This window comes from Oceanobacillus phoenicis, assembly GCF_047238145.1.
Lineage (GTDB): Bacteria > Bacillota > Bacilli > Bacillales > Amphibacillaceae > Oceanobacillus.
The window spans coordinates 1,528,689-1,541,142 of sequence record NZ_JBDFME010000001.1 but is presented as its reverse complement, the minus strand read 5'-3'; the positions used below and the strand labels follow the sequence as shown (position 1 = coordinate 1,541,142).

Sequence of the window (12,454 nt, the reverse complement as noted above, 5' to 3'; positions counted from 1 at the left end):
GCTTTTGTTCATTATATTATGTAATAAATACAGGCGCAAAGTAATTACGCCTGTATTAGTATATCATGTAATTTTACAATCTACCTAAGGTCTATTTTGCTTCATTTTCTTTTTGTTCTAATTTTTTCTCAAGTGCTGCAATCTTATTATCGAACGTACTTTGATAGTAGGAACTATTTACTCTATACTCTAGGTTTTCAATATATTGTTCCATTTCTTCAAACTTGGAGTAAGGTTTTTCTGCTGAGTCTGTAACCACGCGGTTAATCTGATGATTCGCTTTTGCGATATTCTCACGCCCCATTAATTCCATTCTGCGCAAATGCATATCTTTTAAGCGGTGCTTCATTTCTTCGTATTTTTGTTCTAAATCTTCTAGTTGGTTCATCGCTTCTTCTCTTGATGCCTTCATGCGATCAGCGCGACCTTGGTATTCTTCATACTCTTTCAAAGCAAATTCATGCATCTCTTCTTCCTGTGCACGGTCAGCAATACTCGCCTGTTTTAATCGTTTATCTGCAAGGTCTTGTGCTTTCATGTATTCGCGTGTAAATTCTTCCTTTAATTTGTACTGACGATCAATAAGCTTTCTTACTTTTTCCTTCTCTTGCTCACTTTGACGTAGATAATGGTTTAATGCCGCAATTGGATTCTTTTGTTCCTTTTTATCCATCATCATGTGTAGATCTGCAGAAACCGAGTCCTTAATTCGTGTAAAAATATTCGTTGTCATAAAAATCTCTCCTTTTAATTTTATTTTTATTTATTTAAATCTGCCCACTGTCTTTCAAAGTTGGTAAATGGATCATCTTTTCCTTTTACTTCATCGACGATATCACTATCTGCTGAATTCCAGTTTTTATATATGAGGTAAAGCGCATAGGCTGCTGCTAATCCAATCACCGCATAAATGTTTGAAAAAGTAATGCTTAGAACAACTAATCCTAGAATCACCCAACCAACTTTAGCAGCTGTGGAGTCCGTCTGGATGAATTTCTTAAAGCATAGATAAAGTAGCCCTACACTGATTGCTAGTAATACCATCGGACCGAGATTGACAAGCAAGATAAATAATGCAACCATCCCACCGAGAAATAACATAAATTTTTTCATTCCGTTTTCCTCCTTTCGTTATCGTATCTTTATCTTACCGACTATACCGTTCCCCGATAATGAGCTTGAGAAATATCTTTTACTAAGACTTAAGATGTATATGGGGCTAAACTATCTACTTTTTATGCAATGTTAGAAAAAAATGACTTTGATCGATTGATGAAGCATTACATAAGATATTGAGCGATGGTGATGAATCAATTGCTTGGTCAAGACCATCTAGAAGATCGTGTGTTAAAGTATTTAATTGACAACCCCAGTGATTAAGAATGGGTCTGGTCTATTAACTATTTTTTTGGATTTCTATTGCTGTTTTGGTTTATAGAGCGCTTCTATTCACTACTTTTTTGGATTTCCAAAGTTTTTTTGGGTTTTAGAGAACGGGTCAAATTGTATCTCAAGGCATTTCTGTCCTGGTTTGGATTTATACCGTTCTACTAAAAAATGGATATGTTTTCTGGAACCCTTAACATGGCATACCACACTAAAAAGAGCTCAGGCTTTTTAACCCGAGCTCCTTTACTTTGTCTATAACTCATATTATATTATTTACATCTTAATAATAATCCTCGACGAATCTCCTTTAGCCAATTTATCAAATCCTTCATTTATCTCATCTAATGATATAAAATCTGTCATCAATTTATCAACAGGCAGTCGATTTTGTTTAAATAAATTCATGTAACGAGGAATATCCCTATCTGGTACACAGCTTCCAACGTAAGAACCTTTTAACGTCTTCTCCTCAGCAGTTAATGTCACATATGGAAATGAAAATTGATGCTCTGGATGTGGCAAACCAGTGGTCACAGTAGTCCCACCACGTTTAGTTATGCCATAGGCGACTTCCATTGCTGGTACTGCTCCTGCCGTTTCAAATGCATAGTTTACGCCACCATTGGTTGATTCTTTTATTTGTTCTATTACGTTTTTATCTTTGGAATCAAACACATCGGTAGCTCCTAGTTCCTTCGCTTGTTTTAATTTAGCTTCATTAATATCGACTGCTATAATTCGGGAGGCTCCTGCTGCTACTGCTCCAAGCAACGCACTTAGTCCGATACCACCTAACCCAACAATCGCAACGGTACTACCAAGCTTTACATTAGCAGTATTAACAACGGCACCGACGCCAGTAATAACGGCACAACCAAATAATGCAAGTTTTTCAAAAGGAATATCCTTTTCAACTTTTATAATTGAGTTCCTAGAAACCACTGCATATTCTGAAAAGGCTGATACACCAACATGATGATTAACAGCTTCTCTATCAGCATGTAGTCTAATGCCTCCATTAATTAATGTTCCAGCTGTATTTGATTCAGCTCCTGGTTCACATAATGCAGGGCGTCCTTCCTTACACGGAAGACAATGTCCACAACTTGGGACAAAGACACATACAATATGATCACCTGGTTCTAAATCTGTAATCCCTTCACCAACTTCTACAACAACACCTGCAGCCTCATGACCAAGAGCCATAGGAAGTGGTCGTGGTCTACTTCCATTAATAACGGATAAATCTGAGTGACACAGACTTGCAGCTTTAATTTGAATAAGTACTTCTCCATGCTCTGGGGCATCTAATTCTAGCGATTCAATCTTAATTGGTTTACTCTCTCTATATGGCAAATTAGCTCCTGAAGTTCGTAAAACTGCTGTTTTCACTTTCATTCGTACTCACTCCTCCATAATCTGACTTTATTTGTTTTGTTAATAAAGTTTGATTCCAATAAATTTTGTATCCAACATTTCTTCCATAGCATATTTAACCCCTTCTTTTCCAATACCGCTATTTTTTACACCACCATATGGGATATGATCATAGCGGCGTACAGACACTTCATTAATCCAAACACCACCAGTTTCGATTGCGTCTGCTACACGTATTGCTTGGTTAATATCCGAAGTAAAAACACCTGCATGCAGTCCAAAATCAGTAGCATTTGCATGTTCAATTACTTCCTTCTCTGTGGAAAATGACATAATGCTAACAATCGGTGCAAATACTTCTGCACAAACAACTTTCATTTCAGGTAGCACATTAGCTATTACAGTTGGTTCTAATAACGCTCCTTTACGTTTCCCACCGGTCACTAATGTTGCTCCTTGATCAATTGCTTCTTCAATCCATGATTGAGCACGTATTGCTGCTTCCTCGGTAATCATTGGCCCCATCTCTGTTGATTCTTCAAGCGGGTCTCCAATTTTTAAGGCCTCTACTTCTGTAGTAAACTTCTCTAAAAACGAATCATATATGCTTTCCTGAACATAGATACGTTGGGCAGAAACACATGCTTGGCCTGCATATGTATACCCTCCCATAATAATTGAACGAACAGCAATATCCATATCTCCAGCTTCGAAAATAATATTAGGAGCGTTTGATCCTAATTCAAGCGTTACCTTCTTCCGTTTAGCGATTTCGTTTATCTTCCATCCTACTGCACCACTTCCAGTAAAAGTAACTTTTTTTACGTATTGATGTGTTATAAGTGGTTCTACAAGGTCTTTCCCAGGCCCCATAACTATATTGAAAACACCATTTGGAAGTCCTGCTTCTTCAAATAATTGATATAGTAGTACAGAAGATAGTGGTGTTTTTTCTGCAGGTTTGAGAACAATGGTATTTCCTACTGCTATCGCTGGAGCAACTTTATGAAGTACAAGATTTAATGGAAAATTAAATGGTGTAATTGCCGCTACAACACCCACAGGAATTCGCTTCGTTATACCAATTTGATCCTCTCCACCTACTGCGCTATCCATAGGAATTTGTTCACCATAAATTGACTTTGCTCCTTCCGATGCAAACCTTAAAACTTGAACAGCGCGTTCTACTTCACCTCTACTTTCACGTATTGGTTTACCTGCCTCTAACGTTAACATTCTAGCAAATTTTTCAGACTGCTCTTCTAATAGTCCAGCAGTTTTCCGCAATATATTCGCTCTCTCATGGGCAGGCATCCTTCTCATCGTATTCTTAAAAGTATAGTGAGCAGTATCTACTGCATCATGAACATCTTCTTTTGTTGCACATGATATTTTTCCAATTACTTCATTATTATATGGATTAATTACATCTAAATTTTTTCTTTCACCTTTTCGCTCTTCTCCATTAATTACCGAACCAAAGTAATGACCGTTTACATCAATCATGTAGACCAAACCTCCGTTTAGTGAACTTACTTTATTATAGAAGAGTCTCATGACTATTCTAATTAAGATGTCATGAGACTAATCTGTTATCTTGAACTATTACTCATAAAACCCTTCAGTTGATTTGATAAACTTTCTGAATTGTTCCGAATCATGTCCAAACCAAACCTGAGAATCGGTGCGCTCTGCATACTTTTTAATCTTTTCCACTGCATTTAAATAGCCAATAGAATCATATATAATTCCAGGCATCTTTACCGGTGGACCATAGCTTTCTGATGTATATACAGCATCAGAAGCTAGTATAATCCCTCCCTCACCTGGCAATTCTATGTGTAATCCAAGTAACCCCCAAGCATGACCAGGACCGAAGTTAAGAATCTTCACTCCTTGAGCAAGTTCTAATTCATCTTCATGCGGCATCACTGTTTTCCATTTCAAATCATTTGTTATCCACGCATTAACATCTGCCCAAATATAGGCACCCATATCTTTTGTCATCGCATACTGCTTCATAGTATTAGAAAGCTCTGTATCATGAACAATAATAGTAGCGTTTGTAAATAATTCTAAACATCCAGCATGATCTAGATGTAAGTGGGAAGCAACAACATACTTAATATCTTCTGGTCTCGTATTTAGTTGTTCTAACCGATTAATCAAATAACAAGATTCATCTTGGAACGAAGGGAACATCTTTTGAGTTCCTTCTGGCCAACGACCGCCTTCCCCCATACCTTCTGGATTGCAACCAGTATCAAAAAGGATTTTCCCTTCAGGATGATCAATTAATACAGCATATACAGGAAATTCAACAAATTCTGCAGGCGGGTTAGGATTATCTATATTCGCTGGATTATGCATGGCAATCATATAGTTTTTATCCATCTTCATTGTTCCTGTATCCAATACATACAACTTTGGTTTAATCATTTGTTTACCTCCATATTTATAATTTTATTTAGCTCATCTAAATCTAATCACTGCTAAAATGAAATACGTTATACATCTCCCATAACAATCGACCCCCTTGCTACTTCTCTTGCTGAGCTAATGATAGCTTTATTTCATCCAATGTAAACTCTGCACACACCCTTCATTAACATGGTGCTTTTTTTAATCAACCTTCCTTGTTTACATTTTATAAACGAAATATTCAATTTATTTAAATGATACTTTTTTCTCTGTATATATAACTTACGATTGATCCATATTCATTTTAGTAAAGCGCTTACATTTTATTAATAAAATTTCTGGATACTGTATAACTGGATACAATTTATTGTAATGTATATTCATTATTTTGTAAATATTTTTATTATTATAAATTGAATTGAATAGACAAAATTTAAACCATACAAAAAGAATACGAAAAAATGAAAATAATTTAAAACACACACAGTTACAGTTGATATCCTTCCCCCATAAGTCGTCAGGTTTTTACTTTTTAATCTTTCTACCTATAAGGGAGCATGTCACAAAACTATGTGCGTTTTTTATTTACAATAAATTTATTTACTTTTTTTCTAATGTCTGAAGTAATTCCACACCAGTTCGCTGGATATGTTGAGCAAGTAATTCTGAGGCTTTGTCAGCATCTCTTTCGACAATTGCTTCTAATATAACTCCATGTTCCTTATTCGATTTTTGAACTTGACCTGGAATGATTTGTGGAGTATCAAGAGCAAATCCATTTAAAACCGCTTCTATGAAACTTAATAAACGAGAGCTCTTACAACGACTAACTAGTATATCATGGAAATTTGCATTATATTCTACATACTTCTGATCTGACTCAGTTTGCAGCATTGTTTGATGAAGCGCCGATAGCTCTTCTATATCTGTCTGTTTAAATTGCTCCATACTTTTCTTCAATGCCATTGGTTCTAGAACCGAGCGAAGTTCATATATTTCTTGAATATCTTCCTTTTTTATTTCACGAACGATCGCTCCCTTATGTGGCTGCATTACGATAAGTCCCTCTAATTCTAGTGTTCGCAATGCCTCTCTTATTGGCATACGACTTACACCGATTTGATTAGCTAGCTCTGTTTGAACTAATCTTTCTCCAGGTTTAAAATCACCTTTCAATATAGCTTCTCTTAAGACGCTACAAACACGATTATGTAACATTTCTCTATCGCCAATTCTTAAATTCATCTCATCAGCCATAATATTTTCCCCATTCTAATAAATCTGGATATTTTATACAATAATTATAGCGAACGTACTGTTTAATTAAAAGGATTCACGATAAAAATATTACGATACATTTTAAAACAAATTGTTAAATATATAATATTCGTTGCCATCTAGGATTGAAGTAGACACCAAATATATTATGATTCTTAAAACAAGACATTGGAGTATTTTTCTTAATCAATCTGCTTAGTGAAATTAAACAAAACCTTATATTCCCTAACAAATTATGGCCAAAATCCCAACCACCTCCACCAAGTAAATGCAACAAACAAGGTTATAATGGTGCTCGCAATAGTGGATAGTAACCCAGGTAAATAGAAGTCTCGTTGATTTATCATTCCCGTTCCATGAACTACTACATTTGGCATAGTCTCTACGATTAATAGATATCCGAATAATATCGTTATTGCAGAAGTAAAACTTACTACCACTGGGTCAATTCCAGCCTGTAGTGACAAACTAATTAGTACAGGAAGTAATGTCACTACTGCAGTAGAAACATTTGTAACCCCCAGATGATAAATTTGTGATATTAAAATAACCATAAGTATTGCAAGCCATGGGTTAGCGAATATATTTATTAGATTTTCAGAGGTAATAAGTTCTTCTAGAAGTTCAATGGCACCTGACTCAATTAATGCAAATCCTAATGATAAAGTCGCACCAATTAATAAGACCAAATCGAAGTTGACACTAACGATTTTTTTCCATTTTACAAAACCAATTCTCGGCAAAGCCATTAGTACGACAGCCAATAGAGCGGGAACAGTGGGATGGTACCCATGTATTGGTTGTGTCATCCATAATAAAACAGTAGTCGATAGAATGATTATACATTTTAATTCTGAGTTACTTAACCCTCCCAAGTCTTCCTTTTTCTGTTTCATTTGTTTATGGAGAATGTTAAAAGAAAAATCTTCAGGAGGGAAACATTTCCATACAATATATGGGATTACCACAATTAATAATATCCAAACAGGAAAAGCATACACAAACCAATCTAGGTAAGATAAAGATTTGCCTACATATAATTGTAAAATCTCTATCGTTAATATATTACCAATAGCCGCTGTTAAAATTGCTGTCCCGCTAATATTTCCCGCATATGCTGTTCCTACCAACATAAGTTTGCTAAAATTACTTCCTTTTTTTGCCCCCACTGATTGAAGTACAGATAGAACAACAGGTACTATCAACGAAGATCGCACAGCAGTTGCCGGAATAAAAAATGCCTGTAATTGCATAAGTAAAAACACCCCTATAAATATACCTTTTGCCGATGAACCCCATTTAGCAAAAAGCATATAGGTGATTCTATTCATTAATGGAGTCTCATTTACTCCTTTAGCAATCATCATTCCTGCTACTATCAGAAATACAGCTGGAGAACCAAAACCGCTTAATACCACATCAATAGGAACAGCATGTAAAAACAATAATAATATCATCATAAAAACAGAGGTCATGCCCAGAGGCAGCGATTCAAAAGCCCAAAGTAAAATACCATATATCATAATACTGATTGTGGCTTTTGCAGACCAAGGAATATCTTCAGGCAACCAGATTAATAATCCAACGAAAATAGCTGTAGAAATTAAAAACGTAATCATTTTTCCGGACAGCTTCAAACGCTTGAATGAATGAATAAAATTAAATAACATAAGCAGCCTTCTTTATCTAGTTTGTTTAACCTTCTCGAATAAGCTATAAAGTAAAACTTGCTAAAGCGGAGATTCTGTACTAGCGCTTTCTATCATAGATTGATTGGGCGGTTCAGATTTATTTAAAAACTTTTGAATTACTAAAACTGCAACTACCATGACAACCCCAATAATATCTGTTTTAATACCAGAGAGCATAAACATAATTGCAGCTAGCAAAACGATAATCCGGCTATACCAGCTAGCAATTTTCCCGAAAATCCATCCTTGTACGGACGCCGATAGCAAGTATACTCCAATCAGTGCTGTGATTACTGCTAAAATAATTTCCGCTACTGTTCCACTTTCTAGTAATAATTCCGGACTGAAGAAAAACATAAACGGCACGATAAATGCCGCAAGACCAATTTTGAAGGCCTGCACACTAGTTTTCATTGGATTTGTTCCGGATATACCTGCTGCTGCAAAGGCAGCTAGTGCTACTGGTGGCGTAATTGCTGAAATAACTGCATAATAAAAAACAAACATGTGCGCAATTATAGGATCAATTCCTATATTAACCAATCCAGGTGCAATAACAGAGGCTGCAACCGCATAAGCAGCAGTCGTTGGCATACCCATCCCAAGAATAATAGAAATTAACATTGCAAAAATTAGTGCAATGATTAAATTGTTATCCGCAATGGTAAGCAGCATTGAACTAAAACGCTGACCAATACCTGTTAATGCAATTACCCCAACAATAATCCCTGCTGTAGCAACAATGGCAATAAGCTGAATAGCATTTTTCATCCCCAATTCCAATGCCTCTAATACCTTATTTAAGCCCATTCGTGTCTCTTTATTAAACAAACTTAGTATAAAACAAGCAATGATCCCTGCTGTACCCGCAAAAATTACGGAAAACCCACTAACAAGCAAATAAATCAGCAAAACAACCGGTGCAAATAAGTAAAATTTCTTTAGCAATTTCTTCAAGTTTGGTAGACGGTCACGAGATAAACCAACCATACCACTCTTAATAGCTTGAAAATCAACCATAAAATAAACAGAAACAAAATATAAAATAGCCGGGATCGTTGCAGCTATAATAATTTCGGAGTAAGGGATACCAGTAATTTCCGCCATCAGGAATGCTCCCGCTCCCATAATTGGCGGTAGTAACTGTCCACCTGATGATGCTGTTGCTTCAGTTGCTGCAGCAAACATTGGTCGGTAACCTGTTTTTTTCATCAATGGAATCGTCAATGAACCGGTTGCAACAACATTACCTGCAGAGGTTCCGTTGATCATTCCCATTAGACCAGAGGAAACAACTGCAACTTTTGCCGGACCGCCTCTTAAACCGCCGGCTATCCTGAAGGCAACATCAATAAAATATTGACCAACTCCGGACATTTGCAAGAATGCACCAAATATAATAAATAGGATAATATATTTGGAAGATACATCTGTAGTAACACCAAAAACACCGTCCAACCCATATACATAAGTGACAAATCGCTCTAGAGAATAACCATTATGATTTAAGATACCTGGTAAATACGGCCCCGCAAATGAATAAAGGATAAAAATAAACGCCAATATTGGCAAAATCCAACCACTTGACCGACGAGTTATTTCCAGAACCAACAATAAACCAAGAAAGGAAACAATAAAATCCATCGTCGTTGGTGCTACACCAAACCGAAAAACTAACTGTTCCAGATTTATATAAATATATAAAGCTATAAAAATAGCGATTGCAATAAGTACCCAATCTATAATGGTCACTCTATTTGATTTGGTCTTCCACCCTTTATAAAGCATTAAAGCAAGCACTGTACCAAATGCCAAATGGGTACTTCTAAATACCCACGGGTCAATTGGATTAAAGTTAAGAATATATAAGTGAAAAAGTGCTCCTATGACAGCTATAGCCATAAATATATAGCGGAAAGCACCCTTCAAATCTCTTATCTGAGGAGAAGATTCTAATTCATCCTCTGTAATTCTCGTATCTATTTTTTTATTTTCAATTTCATCCGTATGTTCCGTTTGCTCTCTTGCAACATTGTTTTTTTGTTGAGACATATGATTCCCCTCCCTGTTTACATGCTGAAAAATAACTACGATCCCCTGTCATTTCAACAGAGAATCAATAGTTTAAATAGAATTTTATTGTGTGAAATTTTAATTGGGTTGTCCAATCTCAATCAATTATTTTGTTCCCATTCAGGAGGATAGACTGCATCAGGAAGGTCAATTCCTATTTCCTCATAATAACGAATTGCTCCAGGATGCAACGGATACTCTTTATTTTCTAATATGGCAGCAGGATCCTCTGATTCCTGAGCGGATGCATGTGTTGAAATCATTTGATCAATATTTTCGTGATATGCTTTAACAAGATCGTATACAAACTCCTCATTTGCTTCTTTTTGCACAACACCAAAGTTAAACTGGGCTATAGTTTCCACGTCTCCATCAAGAGATTCATACGTGTCTTGAGGGATTACAAATTCAGTAAAATATGGTAATGCTTCCATTACTTTTTCACGTTCTTCACCATCTATACCGTAAATATTAATATCAGCCTGCGTTTCTACCTCTGTGACGGCAGCTATTGGTAACCCCGCAGAAAAACCAATATGATCTAACTGCCCATCTAACATTTGAGAAGCCATATCGCTTGCACCTGCTGCAACCTGGTCACCCGTTTCAATGCCAAGCGCTTCATAAATTAAGGGATTATACGTACCTGGTGTTCCGCCTGCAGGACCAATACCGACACGCTCTCCTTCATGTTCCATTATGCTGGTAACTCCTGAACTTGCTGTAGACCACCACTGAAATGGTGTATTATACATTGGAAATATAACACGGATATCACTAAATTCTTTACTTGCCCATTCCCCTTCACCATAGTATCCTTCATACAACGGTCCCATTGTCACCATACCAAGCTGAATATCATCAACATCCAAAAGTTGTATGTTATGCACAGGACCACCTGTTACCTCCACATTTGAAGTAATATCAAGATTTTGCTCCAATAATGTCGCAAGTCCTCCACCCCAAATATAATATGTACCGCCCTGAGAGGCTGTACCAATTGTTACTGTAGATGGATAATCTCTTTCTTCTACCTCTCCACTATCCTCACCTTCTGCTTCCTCACTGTTACATGCTGCAAGTAACATAATTATCAATATAAATGTGATTAAATAAAACTTTTTAATCCCTTTCATTTAAACCCTCCTATTATTTTAATAATTCAGAAATCTTGGTAAATAATGAATATATTGCGCCCCATACTTTTCAGTAAAACGCTCATACAGCGGATCTAATGTTTCTTCCCAGGTATTTTTTTCCTCATCACTTAACTCGTGAATATCAATGCATTGACATTCTTGAAGATATTCGTACTCCTGTACATTCAATTCTCGCGCTTTCTTAATTTCCCATTCCGTTACTTCCTCCATCACATCTAGAATAATCACCTGAACTTCATCAGGAAGACTTTGCCAAAAATCATCATTAATTAATACCAAATATCCTAAGTAACCATGATTGCTAACTGTCAAGTGATCTTGTACTTTGTGGATATTTTTACTGACAATATTGGAATAAGTATTTTCCTGTGCATTTAAAACTCCCTGTTCCAATAAAGGGAATACCTGATCAAACGTCTCTACCTGAGCATGAGCCCCGAGTAATGAAAACTGTTCTTTTAGAATATCACTGCTCATGATTCTAAATTCCAATCCTTTAAAATCCTCCGGGTAGTGTAACGCGTTTCGATTGTTAGTTACTTGTTTAAAACCACTTTCCCAAAAAGCAAGAGGATAGAAGCCTTTTTGCACCAACTTATCTTCCAGTATTTTTCCAGCTGAACTATTTAAGTAATCATGAATCTCTTCCTCATTTTCAAAAGCGAATGGTATATCAATTACTTTCCATTCTGGGACCAACTCCGTTATCTTTGAAGTAGACGGAGCAAGCATTTGCACATCACCAGCTAACAAAGCCTCTATCTCTTCTCCATCTTTATAAAGAAAACTATTTGGAAAGACCTGTACTTCGACATACCCATCCGTTCTTTCTTCTACCAGCTCCGCAAACTTTCTAGAAGCAAGTCCTTTTGGAGTTTCTTCTCCAACAACATGAGAAAAACGGATAACAATTCGTTCTTCTTCACTCAGTTGTTCATGATCTTCCGGATAGGATTGCACTTGACATGCATTTAATAAGAATAAAAAAATTATCACTAAACTAGTTTTATACCACTGAAAAAGAACTTTTACTTTCGATAATGACACCACCTCTATTCAAAAGAT

General features: G+C 36.2%; 10 protein-coding genes. All 10 read right to left on the bottom strand.

What is annotated here, in order from left to right:
* Positions 1-91: 91 nt before the first annotated feature.
* Positions 92-733 (bottom strand): PspA/IM30 family protein, encoded by a 642-nt coding sequence (locus ABC346_RS07805; RefSeq protein WP_413234318.1) that lies wholly within the window; start codon positions 731-733, stop codon positions 92-94.
* 26 nt (positions 734-759) lie between these two features.
* A complete protein-coding gene (locus tag ABC346_RS07800; RefSeq protein ID WP_413234317.1) occupies positions 760-1,113 on the bottom strand; it encodes a lmo0954 family membrane protein in 354 nt (117 codons plus the stop codon).
* 549 nt (positions 1,114-1,662) lie between these two features.
* Positions 1,663-2,787, bottom strand: a complete 1,125-nt coding sequence (locus ABC346_RS07795) for a zinc-dependent alcohol dehydrogenase family protein (protein ID WP_413234316.1) — start codon at positions 2,785-2,787, stop codon at positions 1,663-1,665.
* Between the two features lie 39 nt (positions 2,788-2,826).
* Positions 2,827-4,272 carry an aldehyde dehydrogenase family protein gene (locus ABC346_RS07790; RefSeq protein ID WP_413234315.1) on the bottom strand — a complete coding sequence of 482 codons (1,446 nt, stop codon included), beginning with the start codon at positions 4,270-4,272 and terminating at the stop codon, positions 2,827-2,829.
* Positions 4,273-4,371: 99 nt separating this feature from the next.
* Positions 4,372-5,205 (bottom strand): AhlS family quorum-quenching N-acyl homoserine lactonase, encoded by an 834-nt coding sequence (ahlS, locus tag ABC346_RS07785; protein ID WP_077597120.1) that lies wholly within the window; start codon positions 5,203-5,205, stop codon positions 4,372-4,374.
* Positions 5,206-5,787: 582 nt separating this feature from the next.
* Positions 5,788-6,444: a GntR family transcriptional regulator gene (locus ABC346_RS07780; RefSeq protein ID WP_413234314.1), complete on the bottom strand. Its 657-nt coding sequence runs from the start codon at positions 6,442-6,444 to the stop codon at positions 5,788-5,790.
* Between the two features lie 254 nt (positions 6,445-6,698).
* Positions 6,699-8,135, bottom strand: a complete 1,437-nt coding sequence (locus ABC346_RS07775) for an SLC13 family permease (protein WP_413234313.1) — start codon at positions 8,133-8,135, stop codon at positions 6,699-6,701.
* 60 nt (positions 8,136-8,195) lie between these two features.
* A complete protein-coding gene (locus ABC346_RS07770) occupies positions 8,196-10,208 on the bottom strand; it encodes a TRAP transporter permease (RefSeq protein ID WP_413234312.1) in 2,013 nt (670 codons plus the stop codon).
* A 122-nt stretch (positions 10,209-10,330) separates the two neighbouring features.
* The gene (locus tag ABC346_RS07765; protein WP_413234311.1) at positions 10,331-11,365 is read right to left on the bottom strand and encodes a TAXI family TRAP transporter solute-binding subunit; all 1,035 of its coding nucleotides are present in this window, start codon (positions 11,363-11,365) and stop codon (positions 10,331-10,333) included.
* 18 nt (positions 11,366-11,383) lie between these two features.
* Positions 11,384-12,436: a DctP family TRAP transporter solute-binding subunit gene (locus ABC346_RS07760; RefSeq protein WP_413234310.1), complete on the bottom strand. Its 1,053-nt coding sequence runs from the start codon at positions 12,434-12,436 to the stop codon at positions 11,384-11,386.
* Between the last annotated feature and the right edge of the window lie 18 nt (positions 12,437-12,454).

Bases quoted from the DNA above. Each gene is read 5' to 3' on its own strand.
- ABC346_RS07805 (WP_413234318.1), bottom strand. From the start codon at position 733: ATGACAACGAATATTTTTACACGAATTAAGGACTCGGTTTCTGCAGAT.
- ABC346_RS07800 (WP_413234317.1), bottom strand. From the start codon at position 1,113: ATGAAAAAATTTATGTTATTTCTCGGTGGGATGGTTGCATTATTTATC.
- ABC346_RS07795 (WP_413234316.1), bottom strand. From the start codon at position 2,787: ATGAAAGTGAAAACAGCAGTTTTACGAACTTCAGGAGCTAATTTGCCA.
- ABC346_RS07790 (WP_413234315.1), bottom strand. From the start codon at position 4,272: ATGATTGATGTAAACGGTCATTACTTTGGTTCGGTAATTAATGGAGAA.
- ahlS (WP_077597120.1), bottom strand. From the start codon at position 5,205: ATGATTAAACCAAAGTTGTATGTATTGGATACAGGAACAATGAAGATG.
- ABC346_RS07780 (WP_413234314.1), bottom strand. From the start codon at position 6,444: ATGGCTGATGAGATGAATTTAAGAATTGGCGATAGAGAAATGTTACAT.
- ABC346_RS07775 (WP_413234313.1), bottom strand. From the start codon at position 8,135: ATGTTATTTAATTTTATTCATTCATTCAAGCGTTTGAAGCTGTCCGGA.
- ABC346_RS07770 (WP_413234312.1), bottom strand. From the start codon at position 10,208: ATGTCTCAACAAAAAAACAATGTTGCAAGAGAGCAAACGGAACATACG.
- ABC346_RS07765 (WP_413234311.1), bottom strand. From the start codon at position 11,365: ATGAAAGGGATTAAAAAGTTTTATTTAATCACATTTATATTGATAATT.